Raw genomic sequence first — 14348 nt, forward strand, 5'->3', positions numbered from 1 at the left:
CAGGTAACACCCATCCCTCGAGGAGTTTTACATGAGCAACGTTCCGTACAAGCGCTTGAACAAAGACGATGCGGTGGTCCTGTTGGTCGACCACCAGACGGGCCTGATCTCGCTGGTCCAGGATTTCTCGCCGAACGAATTCAAGAACAACGTGTTGGCCCTCGCGGACCTCGCCAAGTTCTTCAAACTGCCGACCATCCTCACCACCAGTTTCGAAAACGGTCCGAACGGTCCGATGGTGCCGGAGCTCAAAGAGCTGTTCCCGGACGCGCCATACATCCCGCGTCCAGGGCAAATCAACGCCTGGGACAACGAAGATTTCGTCAAGGCCGTCAAAGCCACCGGTCGCAAGCAACTGATCATTGCCGGTGTCGTGACGGACGTTTGCGTGACGTTCCCGACGCTGTCTGCGCTGGCGGAAGGGTTTGAAGTGTTTGTGGTGACCGACGCCTCGGGCACGTTCAATGAAACGGTGCAACAAGCGGCCTGGGCACGCATGGCCGCCGCCGGTGCACAACTGGTGAACTGGTTCTCGGTCGCTTGCGAGCTGCAGGGCGACTGGCGCAACGACATGGAAGGCCTGGCGAACCTGCTGTCGCCGCGCATTCCCAACTACCGCAACCTGATGAACAGCTACTCGGTACTGACCTCCAAATAACCGGCCCCTGTAGGAGCTGCCGAGTGAAACGAGGCTGCGATCTTTTGATCTTGTTTTTTAAAAATCAAAGTCAAAAGATCGCAGCCTGCGGCAGCACCTACAGGTAATCCTCAGCGCTTTTGCAGCCATCCCAGAAAACCACCTTTCTTGATCGGTAGCGGCCGCGCCATCAACGCTAACCGGCTGTTCTGCTGTCGTACCGCTTGCAACTTATTCAATGACTGGCCGACTTCAGTGCGTTGCTCCATGCAACTGCGCGTCAGGGATTTATCGATGCGGTAGATGATGCACGAGGTCATCGTGGTGAACGTGGCCTGGGACGGTGTGTCGGTGAGGACGCTTTGTTCACCCATGACTTCGCTCGGCCCCATGCGACCCGCTTCGGTTTGTCCGGTGCCGTCGGGCACGGTAGCGCTGACCACGCCCGTGGCGATGACCATCAGGCAGTCCGGCACTTCGCCCAATTCCAGCACCACCTGGCCAGCCGCATACTGCTGCGGGACCATCGACTCTGCCAGTCGATCGCGCTCCTCTTCACTCAGGGAACGGAAGATTTTCACTTCGTCCAGCAACGCGCGGGCGCGGGTTTTCGGCTCGATCACCGCATCGAGTTGCCGGGAAATACCCGCCGCTTCCAGGTGGCGGTGCGCGAGGTCGAACAGTTGATTGCGCACTTCGCTTTTCTTGCTCAGCTCGGTGATAAACCCGCTGGCAACGTATTCGGACATGGATTCGCCGGCCTCTTTCAACACCGCTTTCGGCGCCGGGTTGAGCAGCAAACTGCTGCTGCCCTGAAGCGTGCGATCCAGTGCATCCAGCACCCGACGCGGGCGAATGTGATTGGGCACTTGAATGCTGATCGACACGCCGTGCATGTTGTTGGGCCGACTGAGGTTGACGATCTTCGCCTTGGCCGCCACCGAGTTCGGTACCACGGCGGTACTGCCGGCACTGGTCAACAGGTGCGTGGCACGCCAGTCGATGTCGAGCACTTTGCCCTCGACGCCGTCGATCACGATCCAGTCATCCACCTGATACGGCTTGGTGGTGTTGAGCACGATCCCGGAAAATACATCACTCAAGGTGCTTTGCAATGCCAGGCCAACGACGATGGCCACCACCCCGGAAGTCGCCAGCAAACCTTTCACCGGCAACTCCAGCACATAGCCCGCCGCGGCGACGATGGCGATCAGAAATACCAGCGCGCCGATGACGTCCTGCAGTAACCGACCGCTGTGACCGATGCGGCGCATCAGCACCAGGCCGATGACTTCGGTGAGCACTCGCGCGGCATACAACCACCAGACAATACCCAGCGCCGTGGCCGCCAGTTGTACCGCACGATCCTCGGTAAACAGCGGCGCCTGCAATGGACTGACGCCGGCATTGATGACGAGCGCGCTGAAGATCAGGAACAGCGCCAGACGCACACCGACCCGCGTGACGCGATGCTTGAACGGCGCGAGGTGCCAGAGCACGGCGTCGATCACCAGCAGCAGGGCACTCCAGGACAGCGGATGGGCAAGGACAAAGGACATGGGACAACTCCGGGTTCGGTTGGTGTAGCAGCTGCCGAGCCTGCGAGGCTGCGTTCGGCTGCGCAGCAGTCGTGAAGTCAGACAATGCGGTTTTTCAGGAAGACCGCATTTTCAGGATTTACGACTGCTGCGCAGCCGAACGCAGCCTCGCAGGCTCGGCAGCTGCTACGACGGCAAGACCTCAGTGTGGTGAGAGAGAGCTCAGTTCAGATGCACCTTGAGTTCCAATGCTGCCTGACGAACCGCCGCCTTCACTTCCGGAATCTGGCTCAGCGGATTCAGCAAACCGAAGTCGTGAATCATGCCGTTGTAGCGCACCGCCGTGACCGGCACACCGGCGGCATCGAGGTGGCGGGCATAGGCTTCGCCTTCGTCTCGCAGCACGTCGAACTCGGCGGTTTGCACCAGCGCGGCGGGCAAGCCCTTGAGCTGTTCGGCGCTGGCCTGCAACGGCGAGGCGTGGATCTGCGCACGCTCGGCCTGGTCGGTGGTGTAGTTGTCCCAGAACCAGTTCATCATGCCTTTGGTCAGGAAGTGGCCTTCGGCAAACTGCTGGTACGAGCCGGTGTCGAACCGGGCGTTGGTCACTGGCCACATCAACACCTGGAAGCGCAGCGCCGGGGTTTTCTGTTCCTTGGCCATCAACGCCACGACCGCCGCCATGTTGCCGCCGACGCTGTTGCCCGCCACCGCGAGGCGTTTGCCGTCGACGCCGATGTCCTTGCCATGTTCGGCCACCCAGCGGGTGGCGGCGTAGGCCTGGTTGATCGCGGTCGGGTAATGCGCTTCCGGCGATGGCGTGTAATCGACATACACCGCGACGGCGCCGGAGCCCACCACCAGGTCGTGAATCAGGCGTTGGTGAGTCGGGTAATCGCCCAACACCCAGCCGCCACCGTGGAAGAACATGAACACCGGCAACTCACCTTTGGCCTTGGCCGGACGCACGATCTTCAGGTTGATGGTTTGACCATCGACGTTGATCGCACGATCACTGACGTCCACACCCGACACATCAACCTTCACCGAATTTTGCGCACCGGTCAGCACCGCACGGGCATCTTTTGGGCTCAACTGTTCAAGCGGCTTACCACCCCCGGCTGCCAGTGCATCGAGGAAGGCCTGCGTGTTGTGTTCGACACCTGAGGTGCCTGCGGCAAAGGCGTTGCCGACGGCCAGGGCGAGGAGGGAAGCGGTCAGGGTTTTCTTCACGAGGTTCATGTTCAATTCCTTTTCAATCAATGGTCCCTGTAGGAGCTGCCGCAGGCTGCGATCTTTTGATCTTGTTGTTTAAAGCAAAGTCAAAAGATCGCAGCCTGCGGCAGCTCCTACACGTTTGGGGTTAGGTGGTGAGCACCGTGGACACAGATTAATAGGGTGTCGGGAAGGGAAAAAGCGGCTATAAAGTGTTTAACTGTCAACCAGGGTGTGACAATGAACCCGTTCGAAGATATGCGTATTTTTTGCCAGGTCATGGACTCCGGCAGTTTCACCTCGGCGGCTGATCAGTTGGGCCTGTCCAAGCAGTTCGTCAGCCGGCGCCTGATGCAGTTGGAAGAGCGCCTCGGCGTTCGGCTGCTCAATCGCTCGACGCGACGGTTGGACGTCACGCCATTGGGTCAAAGTTATTACGAGTCGGCGTTGCGCCTGCTCAGCGAAGTCGAGCAAGTGGAGCAGGGCATCGCCGGTCAGACCACCGAGCCGCGCGGCACGATCCGCGTGAGCGCGCCGTTGTCGTTTGCGGTGGCACATCTGGGGTGTTTGCTGCCGGTGTTTTTGCAGCGTTATCGCGACGTCACGGTCGAGGTGGATTTGAGCGATCGCCCGGTGGACTTGCTCAGTGAGGGTTACGACCTGGCGTTGCGCATCGGCATCCTGGAAGACTCGACACTGATTGCCCGCCGCATTGCGTCCATCCAGCGCGTGTATTGCGCCAGCCCGGCGTACCTTGCCGAGCGCGGCACGCCGCTTGAACCCGAGGATTTGCACACCCATGACTGCCTGCCTTATGGCCACGGACGTCAGGTGCAATGGCGTTTCGACGGGCAGGGCAAACCGCTGACCGTCAACGTCACGGGGAGGATGCGGGTCAACAATGGTGAGTTGCTCAAGGATGCTGCGGTTGCGGGGATGGGGATTACGTATCTGCCGACGTTCATTGTCGGTGCGGCGCTGAAGGATGGCCGGTTGGTGCCGGTGCTGGATGAGTTCCGTCCGGCGCCGTTGACACTGTCGGCGGTGTATCCGCAGCATCGACAGAGTTCGCGGCCAGTGCAGGCGTTGATCGAGTTTCTGCGCGAGCGGCTGGATCACCAGCCCTTGTAGGAGCTGCCGCAGGCTGCGATCTTTTGATCTTGTTTTTTTGAGGTCAAGATCAAAAGATCGCAGCCTGCGGCAGCTCCTACAGGGTTGTGTTTTTGGTGTCAGCTCCTTTTGTCGTCGCCTGGCTCGCCGCCTACATGAACCCCGTGGTCGTCGCCGACTTCACCGTTGGCATGCACGCCGTGGTCATCGCCGAGTTCGCCGGCATGGTGAACGCCATGGTCGTCGCCGACTTCACCGTTGGCATGTACGCCGTGGTCGTCGCCGATTTCACCGGAGCGATGAACCCCGTGATCGTCACCCGGTTCGGAATGGGTGCCATTGCGTCCGGACGAGGCGGTGCTGCCGGAATGACCCGAACCACTGTCGCTGCCACTGTGACCACTGTGACCACTGCCGCTATTGCCGCCGCTGCCACTGTTGCCGCCGCTGCCACTACCCCCGTGACCGCCGCCATTGCCGCTGCCGCCACCACCGGAGCCGCCTCCGCCACCACCAGAGCCGCCACCGCCGCCGCCACCAGAGCCACCGCCACCACCGCCTGAGCCGCCACCGCCACCGCCAGACCCGCCACCACCACCACCACCTGAACCGCCGCCACCACCGCCGCCACTGCCTCCATCCTTGGCGTGGGCACTCGATATCCCGGACAGGGTGTCCGGTATCAATACGGTAGACGCTGACAGAACTGCGCCAATAGCCACTGCTAACAAAAGCTTATTCATGTGCATATCGATCTCCGTCTTCTTATTCAGATTGGAACGTTGATGAACAGTGCAACGTGCTGCTTTGTAGGTTTATTCAGGCTGTAATGTTGATAAACACTTCAACGTGAAGATTTATTCATTTGCAATGTCGATGAGCATTGCGACAACAGCTCGACCCCTGTTCCAGAGGTCAGTGGATGCTCGAGGCCAACTCGAAAATAGGGATGTACATCAGGATCACGATGACCCCGATCAGCAAGCCGATGAAGGTCATGAGCAACGGTTCGAACAGCCGTACGAACCATTCGATCCAGCGGCTGATTTCCTCGTCGTAGAAGTCGGCGCTGCGCTCCATCATCTGCCCGAGGTTGCCGGACTGTTCGCCGGCGCGCAGCAGGCGCAGGGACACCGGCGTTACCAGGTGATTGAGCTCCAGCGCCGTGGACAGCGACTGGCCCTCGCGCACCCGTTCGCAGGCCTGGTCCAGGCGCGTGCGGGAGGCAACGGTGAGCAGGCCACGAACCATGCCCATGGCAGTGACGAGGGGAATGCCGCCTTGCAGCAGAATCCCTAGCGAGCGGTAGAAGCGCGCCAGTTCGTACATGAAGATTCGCTGATGGACCGCCGGGAGTTTTTCAATCACGCGGTCGACGCCGCGACGAAAGGCCGGTTGGCGCTGGAGGAAGGTGAGGGCGACGATGATCGCCAGCAGGATGCCGAAGAATTCGCCCTGGTGGGCGTGGAGGAACATCCCGCTGCTCATCAGAACCTGGGACAACCACGGCAGGTTTGACCCCAGCCCTTCGAACACCAGGCTGAAGCGCGGCACCACATAGCCCATCAAAAACAGCACCACGCCGCCGCCCACCACCAGCAACAACAGGGGGTATATCGAGGCGCTGACGATCTTCTGGCGAACCTCGTCCATGCGCTGGCGATAGCTGACATAGCGGCCCAGGGCCTCGCCCACGGCGCCGGTCTTTTCACTGGACTGCACCAGCGCGATGTAAAGAGGGGGAAAGACGGCCGACAGCTGGGCCAGTGCCTGGGAGAACGATTTGCCTTCATAGAGCAGGCGCACCAGTTCACTCAAGGTTTTGCGGGCTTGTGGCGCGGTTTCCTTTTCCGCCAGGCTTTCCAGCGCATCGATCAACGGTAGGCCTGCATTCAGCAATGTGGTCAGTTCCTGGCTGAACAACACCAGGTTGAACGTCTCCCGCTGTTTCAGGCGCAACGCCCGCCAGTGCCGCTCGGCGTGCAGGCTGACCACCCGCAAACCCTGGTCTTCGACGATGCGCCGGGCTTCGCTGTGACCCGGCGCCTCGACCGTCATCGAGACGACGCCGGCCTTGCCCACTGCCTTGAGATGGAAGCGCATGGTCGGCTCCCGTCACTGCCAACTGGTGATTTCGGCGTTTTCGCCTTCACCGCCGGGTTGGCCGTCCTTGCCCATGGACAGCAAATCGTATTCGCCGTTTTCGCCAGGGTAGCGATAGTTGTAGTTGTGCCCCCACGGATCTTGCGGCAGTTTTTTCTGCAGGTACGGCCCGGTCCAGCGGGTTTCATCACTCGGCGCGGTGACCAGCGCCTGCAAACCCTGTTCGGTCGAGGGGTAGTGGCCGACCTCCAGGCGATACAAGTCCAGTGCCTTGCCCAGGCCTTCAATTTGCGCCTTGGCCACCTTCACTTCAGAGCGGCCCAGTTGGGCGAAATACTTCGGTGCGACGATGCCGGCCAACAACCCGAGCACCACCAACACCACCAACAGTTCGAGCAGGGTGAACCCGCCTTGAGTACGCGGGGTAGAACGTAGACGCTGATTCATGATGACCTCACACAATCGGCAGAAGGGTCGCCATGCAGGCTTATGCAATTGCCATGCTCATGCCTGTGCATCCTGCTGCACCCCGCGAATTACGGGCCTTGTCGCTTCCGGCACAGTGCTTGCGTATGCCTGATTCACGATCGGCCATTGGGGCATTAGCCCCACTTTTCGGGGCCGGCCAGGGGAGGCGTAATGATGAAGTCACTCACCCGTGGACTGCTCGGCTGTCTGCTGTTGACCGGTGTTGCTCAAGCCGATGTGTTCATTTCCGTGGACGCCAAGGGCAGCTATGTTTTGTCTAACGTCCATCGACCCGGACGCCACTATGAACGGGTCATCCATGAGCCCGAAAAGGCACTGGTCAGCCTCGATCAGCAGCCGCAGATGATTGCCGATCAACCCTACGCCGAGCTGGTCTCGGCGGCGGCGACCGCCAATCAGTTACCCGAGGCGCTGTTGCATGCGGTGATCAAGGCCGAGTCCAGCTACAACGCCGACGCGACCTCCGCCAAAGGCGCCGGAGGGCTGATGCAATTGATGCCCGACACCGCCCGGGAGATGGGGGTGAAAGACGTCTATGACCCGAAAGCCAACATCCAGGGCGGGGCCAAATACCTCAAGCGCCTGATGACCCTGTTCGACAACGACATCGCCCTCGCCGTAGCGGCCTACAACGCCGGGCCGCAAGCGGTGCTCAGCCGGGGCGGAGTGATTCCACCGTTCGCCGAAACCCAGCGTTATGTGCCGAGCGTCCTGCGCCAATACCGGCGCTTGCAAGGCCTGGCCGTGGATGCGCCGCTGTGATTGGCGACCGTGGGGCAGGTTTCCCCAATAGTGGGGATAGCGAGGCAAGTAGCAGCTGCCGAGCCTGCGAGGCTGCGTTCGGCGGCGTAGCCGTCGTGAGATCAGGCAATGCGGTGTTGCAGGAAAATCGCGGGTCAGGTTTTACGACGGCTTCGCCGCCGAACGCAGCCTCGCAGGCTCGGCAGCTGCTACAAGGCCCGCCCGAAAACCGGGGAACGGGTGGGGAATATCCCCCGAACTATCAAGACGCTGATGTAACTAATTGAAAATACACAATAAAAAATATGGCATGCAGATTGCTCACCTGGATTTGTCGAGAATTATTCCTGTGAGCACCCACAGCGAGGACCGTGATCATGACCGGCATACCCCACGCTCATCACCTGGTAAATTTGCTGTTGTTTTTTGCGCCGCTGTTCGGCATCGAGCTGGTGGAGGCCGCCGTACGTTGCGAACGAAACCTGGTGGCGAACGTCGTGGCGCTGGATCAGCCGCTGATGTTCAACCGCCTCGGCGCGCAAAACGTCAACGGCATGATGTTCGCCCTGCGTCGTGATGTGGTCGACGACCACAATAAGTCCCTCGCCCAAGGCGGCGCGGCGGTGCCGGGCAAAGTCTCGCTGCGTCCCGACAAACGCCCGCGTCCCCTGGTTCTGCGCGTTGCCGCCGGTGATTGCCTGACCATCAACCTGCAAAACCTGCTGGCCTACCAGGCCAACCCCGGGTCGCACGATGACGGTGGGGAAGACGAAGGAGAGATCGAGGGCGAAGTGCAGATCGGCGAGGCAGAAGACTTCAAGGTCGATGAGCAGGTCACTGACCGTCACGTCGGGTTCCAGGTCAACGGCCTTCAAGCGGTCAACAGCATCGACGATATTGCGTCGTACACCGGGCGCAACGGCAACGCGTTGGTCGCCCCCGGTGCCACCCGTTCCTACACGCTGTTCGCCGAGCGCGAAGGCGCGTTTGCTGCCAGCAGCCGTGGCGCGACGTTCGGTGGCGAAGGCGATGCGGGCAACGTTGCCAACGGCCTGTTCGGCGAAGTGGTGGTGGTCCCCAAGGGCGGTCGCTCCTATCGCAACACCGTAACCGAAGAAGAGATGCGCCTGGCCAGTACCGGCCGCACGCCGGCCGGTCAGCCGATTGTCGATTACCAGGCGCGCTATCCGCAACGCGAGCCGTGGATTCGTGAAGGCAAGGCCGGTACGCCGATCATCAACATGGTCGACGGCAATGAAATCATCTCCAGCGAGAGCGATGCGATCGTGATGGGCAGCAACGCCGACGGCAGCTTCCCGCCGTCGACCTATCCGCTGGAAGCCGTCGGTAAACGCAACCCGGCGCTGCCCAACCGACTGGAACCGTTCCGCGATTTCGCCTCGCAGTTCCAGGATGAAACCGCTGCGACCCAGGCCTTTCCCGCTTATTGGGCAGACCCGGTCATGGCCCACGTGCTGGAGCCGACCCGCGATTCGTTCATGATCAACTACGGCTCCGGCGGCATGGGCGCCGAAGTGGTCGCCAACCGACTGGGCGTGGGGCCGATGCACGATTGCCTGTCCTGCGCCTATGAAGAATTTTTCCTCAGCTCGCACACCGTCGGCGACGTGGCGATGCTGGTGGACGTGCCGGCCAACGCCGGCCTGGAAAACATTCGCCCGGGCGAAACACCGCGCGCCGATCAGGTCGGGGTCAAGGCCACCATGGCCCTGTATCCGTCGGAGCCATCCAACGTCAACCACAGCTACATCGGCGACTTCGTCAAATTCCGCAACACCCACAACGGCCATGAGCAGCACATCTTTCACCTGCACGGTCATCAGTGGTTGTTCAACCCCAACGACGACAACTCTGACTATGTGGATGCCCAGGGCATTGGTCCGGGCGCCGGCTACACCTATGAAATCGCCAACGGCGGTTCGGGCAACCGCAACCGCGTCGCGGGTGATGCGATCTATCACTGCCACTTCTACCCGCACTTTGCCCAAGGCATGTGGAGCATGTGGCGGGTCCACGATGTGTTTGAAGAAGGCACCAAACTCGAAGTCTCTCAACAGGGTAGCGACGGTTTCCACAGCGAACCTTACGCATTGCGCAGCGGCAAACCGGCCGCCGGTGCACGGGCCTTGCCCGATGGCGAGATAATTGCCGGTACGCCGATTCCTGCGATCGTGCCGTTGCCGGGCAAAGCCATGGCGCCGATGCCGGGCAAAGTCGCGGTCGTGCCGAGAATCGGTGAGACCCTGGTCGCCGGTGATGATGACGACGATGACGATGACGGCGAACACCACGGCGGCAACGGTGGCGCACAGGCCATCGGTTCGCTGGCGCTGGTCGATCGCAGTGAAGCCAACCGCAATGCCGACGGCAGCCTGAAAAACCCGGGTTATCCGTTCTGGATTGGTGGCATGGAAACATCGGTCGGCCAGCGTCCACCAACACCGCCACTGGACATGCTCGACGCCGCCAAGGCCCAGAGCTTGAAGAACAGCGGCAACGCCTTGTGGGCCAACCTCGATCCGGCCCAGTCCGGGGGTTGGGACGGCGGTTTGGGGCGTCACTCCCTGGACGGCTTCTCCTCCGGTGGCGAGGCGCACACCATTACCACCTCCCTGGATTTCTCCAAGGAAGTGACCCGCGCCAAACCGCTTTACCTGCCGGAAGAAGGCACTGAAGTCGAACAAGCGGCCATGGCTTTCCACGCCAAAAAAGATCACCCGAGTTTTGCGTTATTGCCCGGTAATCAAATCGTCGCGCGCAACTTCCGCACCAACGGCGCGCTGCCGATAGCGGGGGCGCCGTACTACGAACCGTGCATGGATGACCGGCAAAAACGCCTGACCAGCAGTGCTGGCACTGGCGAGTTCAACAGTGGCGAGCGGGTCGACGGCATGTCCTTCACCGGTTCTTCAACGTTCACCGCCGACCGTCCGCGTATCTATAAAGCGGCGAACATCCAGTTTGATGCGGTGTACAACAAGGTCGGTTACCACTTCCCGCAAGCGCGCATCCTGGCCCTGTGGGAAGACGCGTGGCCAGTGATCAACAAGCAGCGTCCGCCAGAACCGCTGGTGATGCGCATGAACACGTTCGACTGCGTGCAGTACCAGCAAACCAACCTGGTGCCGGCCACCTATGAGATGGACGACTATCAAGTGCGCACGCCGACCGATGTCATCGGTCAGCACATTCACCTGCCGAAATGGGACCTGACGGCGGCCGATGGTTCGGCCAACGGCTGGAACTACGAAGACGGCGTGCTTTCCCCTGGCGCGGTGCAAGAACGCATCCACGCGATTCGCGAGTTCAACCAATGCACGGGCGCCGATCCGCGTGACGGCACGCCGGCCTGCCCGAAAGCCAAGAATCACCCGTACTTCGGCCAGTTTGGCCGGGCCGACTGGGTCGGGGCGCGCACGGCGATGCAGCGCTGGTTTGTCGATCCGGTGGTGAACAGCAAAGGCGTCGACCGTGGCCTGGGGACCATTTTCACCCACGACCACCTCGGCCCATCGACTCACCAACAGATTGGCCTGTACGCCACCGTGCTGGCTGAACCGGCCGGTTCCACCTGGTTCCACGCCGAAACCGGCGAGCCGTTGTACAGCGGCGCGCGGCAGGATGGCGGGCCGACGTCGTGGCAAGCGGTGGTGTCCACTGGCGACCTGGACGGTGACGGCAAGAACGACAGCTTCCGTGAGTTCTTCCTCGAATACAGCGACTTCCAGCACGCCTATGAAGCCGGTGTGTATGTAGGCGCCGGCCCTAACGGCGTGCCGAATCCACAGGCGTTCCCGGCCACCGCAGACAGCTTCCGCTATGCAATCAACCCGCCGGTGCGCAATAACGCCAGCAACCTGCTGGAGGGGGTGGTGGAAGTGCAGGGTGGCCTGGTGCCCGGTTGCCCAAGTCGGCCGTGCCCGCAAGCGATCTCGGTCGATGACCCCGGCATGTTCGTCGTCAATTACCGCAACGAACCACTGGCCCTGCGGGTGTACGACCCGAACAAAGTTGGTCCGGACGGCAAGCGCGGCATGCAGGCTGACGGCCTCGGCGGCGATCTGGCGTATGCCCTGCAAAGCCGTACCGACCGCGCCATCCCGGCGATGAACCTGGCGCCGAACCTGGTCACTGCGGCCACCGGCCCCACCGGCGGCACCACCCAGTTCCCGCCGCACATCAACCGTGGCGGCGCGGAGCCGGGCGACCCGTTCACGCCAATGCTGCGCACCTACACCGGTGACAACGTGCGGCTGCGGGTGCATGCCGGCGGCCATGAAGAAGAGCACAACGTGACCCTGCATGGCGTGAAGTGGCTGCAAAGCGGTTCCGGCTTCGGCAACAGTTCCAACTCCGGCTGGCGCTCGTCGCAGATGATCGGGATCTCCGAGCAGATGGGCTTCAACGCGCCCGTGTCGATGATCTCCAGCTCGGCGGCGACCACGGGTGATTACCTGTACTCGATGGACGCTTCGCTCGAAGGCTACTGGAGCGGGATCTGGGGCGTGATGCGCAACTACACGGCCCAGCGCAGCGATCTGTTCGCGCTGCCGAACAACGCGAAACCGGCCGGTATGCGCAATACCGTGGCGTTCGACGGCACCTGCCCACGGATCAGCGCCAACCCGAACGGCATCGGCACCCGGCCGACCGTGCAGCGCAATTACGAGGTGGTCGCGGCGCTGGCCAATGACATTCTCGGCAATTCGCTGGGCCTGGTCATCGGCGATCCGGCCGGGCTCGGGCAACACGTCGGCGGGGCGTTGAATCCGGCGGGCGGCACCCTGGTGTTCAACTCGCGGGCGGTGAATATCCCGCAGGTCACCGTGACCGATCCTGAAGACGGCGAGACCGTCACCATCGGTGGCCAAAGCGGGCCCTTGCATGACCCGACCGCGATCCTCTACGTGCGCAAATCGGACCTCGATCCGCTCACCGGCAAGCTCAAACCCGGTGTGCCTGTCGAGCCGCTGGTGCTGCGCGCAACGGCCGGTGATTGCATCAACATCACCCTGGAAAACCGTTTGCCGATGGTCATGCCGGACCTGACCCAAACCGCGGTGATGCAAGGCATGGTCAAACGCAATCGCAACGATGGCATGGGTGCGACCACCTTCAGTAACAACCTGATGCGGCCGTCCAGCCACGTGGGCCTGCACGCGCAATTGCTGGCGTACGACATCACCAAATCCGACGGCACCAACGTCGGCGCCAACCCGATCCAGACCGTACCGCCACGGGTCGGCAACAGCGGTGCGTACCCGACTCGTACGTATCAATACTATGCCGGGCACCTGGAGCGCGAAGGCAAACCGATCACCCAGCTCGGCCGCAGTGTCGACAACATCAACGCCACGGCGGTGGAATTCGGTGGGCTGAATTTCACCCCGGCGGACGTGATCAAACAGCCGCAAAAAGGCCTGGGCGGCGCGATGAGCATCCTGCCGATCGGCGCGACCTGGGTCGAGGATGCGCGCAAGGTCAATGCGACGGTCACTGCGCCGGGGCAGACCACCTACCGCGACTTTGCGATGGTCTGGCAGAAAGCCCTGAACATTCGCTGGGCCAATGGCCGGCCGGTGGAGGGCATTGCGGCGGAAGGCCTGGGTGTGCCGACCGATCCACAAGACAACTCGAGCATGGCGATCAACTACAAGGCCGAGCCGCTGTGGTATCGCTTCGGCCTGGCGCCGGATGCACCGTTCGGTCACGCCGACGGCTCGGGGTATGGCGACGTGCCCAACGCGCACATGGCCTACAGCAATGCGTTGGTGGGCGGTGATCCGCAGACGCCGGTGCTGTATGTCAAACCGGGGCAACCGTTCCGCACGCACATCCTGATGCCTACGGGTGGCAGCCGTGGGTCGACCTTCCAGCTCGATGGTCACGTCTGGTCGGTCAATCCGTTCCAGTCAGAGAAGAGCGATACCGGCGGTTATCCGATGAGTACGCCAGGGGTGGGGTCGGTGCGGTTCGGCTACAACCCGATGTCGATGTACATCGGCGCCCACGAAAGCATCCTGCCGGCGGCGCACTTCAGCTTCATGCACCCGAGCGCCGGGGGCAGCAACGCGATACCGGGCGATTACCTGTTCCGCGACTACGCCGCCTACGGCAACACCGCCGGGTTGTGGGGGTTGCTGCGGGTGACCAACGAACCTGAACCGGCTCCGGCGCCTTAGGGCTGGAAACAAACGCAACACCTGTAGGAGCTGCCGAAGGCTCGGGCCGCGTTCGGACGATCTTTTCAGCGGCACTGCCGAAAGCAGGATCAAAAGATCGCAGCCTTCGGCAGCTCCTACAGGGGCGGAGTGTCAGGCACATGAATGTTGAGTGTGCCGGCCTCTTCGCGGGCAAGCCCGCTCCCACAGGGGACCGTGGCGTGTTGGGTGAATGACGCAACACCTGTAGGAGCTGCCGAAGGCTCGGGCCGCGTTCGGACGATCTTTTTAGCGGCATTGCCAAAAGCAGGATCAAGAGATCGCAGCCTGCGG

9 protein-coding genes are annotated in these 14348 nt (G+C 61.8%); 4 read left to right on the forward strand and 5 right to left on the reverse strand.

All coding sequences use genetic code 11. From position 1 onward, the window contains the following. Window positions 1-31: 31 nt before the first annotated feature. Window positions 32-658 carry an isochorismate family cysteine hydrolase YcaC gene (gene ycaC / locus ACA052_RS09875; protein ID WP_123434523.1) on the forward strand — a complete coding sequence of 209 codons (627 nt, stop codon included), beginning with the start codon at window positions 32-34 and terminating at the stop codon, window positions 656-658. Between the two features lie 110 nt (window positions 659-768). On the opposite strand, the gene ACA052_RS09880 is transcribed toward ycaC, so the two are convergent. Both ACA052_RS09880 and ACA052_RS09885 read right to left on the reverse strand, forming a co-directional pair. Next, window positions 769-2196: a mechanosensitive ion channel domain-containing protein gene (locus tag ACA052_RS09880; RefSeq protein WP_497649484.1), complete on the reverse strand. Its 1428-nt coding sequence runs from the start codon at window positions 2194-2196 to the stop codon at window positions 769-771. A 201-nt stretch (window positions 2197-2397) separates the two neighbouring features. Then, on the reverse strand, window positions 2398-3417 hold the full coding sequence (locus ACA052_RS09885) for an alpha/beta hydrolase (RefSeq protein ID WP_497649485.1): 1020 nt from the start codon (window positions 3415-3417) through the stop codon (window positions 2398-2400). A 213-nt stretch (window positions 3418-3630) separates the two neighbouring features. On the opposite strand from ACA052_RS09885, the gene ACA052_RS09890 reads away from it, so the two are divergent. Next, window positions 3631-4521, forward strand: coding sequence for a LysR family transcriptional regulator (locus tag ACA052_RS09890; RefSeq protein WP_497649486.1), 891 nt, complete (start codon window positions 3631-3633; stop codon window positions 4519-4521). Between the two features lie 98 nt (window positions 4522-4619). Here ACA052_RS09890 and ACA052_RS09895 read toward each other — a convergent pair whose 3' ends face one another. From ACA052_RS09895 to gspG, 3 genes are all read right to left on the reverse strand, one after another. Then, window positions 4620-5249 carry a hypothetical protein gene (locus ACA052_RS09895; protein ID WP_497649487.1) on the reverse strand — a complete coding sequence of 210 codons (630 nt, stop codon included), beginning with the start codon at window positions 5247-5249 and terminating at the stop codon, window positions 4620-4622. Between the two features lie 166 nt (window positions 5250-5415). After that, window positions 5416-6603 (reverse strand): type II secretion system F family protein, encoded by a 1188-nt coding sequence (locus ACA052_RS09900; RefSeq protein ID WP_497649488.1) that lies wholly within the window; start codon window positions 6601-6603, stop codon window positions 5416-5418. 12 nt (window positions 6604-6615) lie between these two features. Beyond that, window positions 6616-7050: a type II secretion system major pseudopilin GspG gene (gene gspG / locus ACA052_RS09905; RefSeq protein WP_497649489.1), complete on the reverse strand. Its 435-nt coding sequence runs from the start codon at window positions 7048-7050 to the stop codon at window positions 6616-6618. A gap of 195 nt (window positions 7051-7245) precedes the next feature. Between gspG and ACA052_RS09910 the strand changes: the two genes are divergently transcribed. Beyond that, on the forward strand, window positions 7246-7854 hold the full coding sequence (locus ACA052_RS09910) for a lytic transglycosylase domain-containing protein (RefSeq protein ID WP_497650289.1): 609 nt from the start codon (window positions 7246-7248) through the stop codon (window positions 7852-7854). A gap of 356 nt (window positions 7855-8210) precedes the next feature. Next, the gene (gene mnxG, locus ACA052_RS09915; protein WP_497649490.1) at window positions 8211-14036 is read left to right on the forward strand and encodes a manganese-oxidizing multicopper oxidase MnxG; all 5826 of its coding nucleotides are present in this window, start codon (window positions 8211-8213) and stop codon (window positions 14034-14036) included. The last annotated feature ends 312 nt before the right edge of the window (window positions 14037-14348 follow it).

This window comes from Pseudomonas sp. LBUM1644 (genome assembly GCF_059716195.1).

Bases quoted from the DNA above. Each gene is read 5' to 3' on its own strand.
- ycaC (WP_123434523.1), top strand. From the start codon at position 32: ATGAGCAACGTTCCGTACAAGCGCTTGAACAAAGACGATGCGGTGGTC.
- ACA052_RS09880 (WP_497649484.1), bottom strand. From the start codon at position 2,196: ATGTCCTTTGTCCTTGCCCATCCGCTGTCCTGGAGTGCCCTGCTGCTG.
- ACA052_RS09885 (WP_497649485.1), bottom strand. From the start codon at position 3,417: ATGAACCTCGTGAAGAAAACCCTGACCGCTTCCCTCCTCGCCCTGGCC.
- ACA052_RS09890 (WP_497649486.1), top strand. From the start codon at position 3,631: ATGAACCCGTTCGAAGATATGCGTATTTTTTGCCAGGTCATGGACTCC.
- ACA052_RS09895 (WP_497649487.1), bottom strand. From the start codon at position 5,249: ATGCACATGAATAAGCTTTTGTTAGCAGTGGCTATTGGCGCAGTTCTG.
- ACA052_RS09900 (WP_497649488.1), bottom strand. From the start codon at position 6,603: ATGCGCTTCCATCTCAAGGCAGTGGGCAAGGCCGGCGTCGTCTCGATG.
- gspG (WP_497649489.1), bottom strand. From the start codon at position 7,050: ATGAATCAGCGTCTACGTTCTACCCCGCGTACTCAAGGCGGGTTCACC.
- ACA052_RS09910 (WP_497650289.1), top strand. From the start codon at position 7,246: ATGAAGTCACTCACCCGTGGACTGCTCGGCTGTCTGCTGTTGACCGGT.
- mnxG (WP_497649490.1), top strand. From the start codon at position 8,211: ATGACCGGCATACCCCACGCTCATCACCTGGTAAATTTGCTGTTGTTT.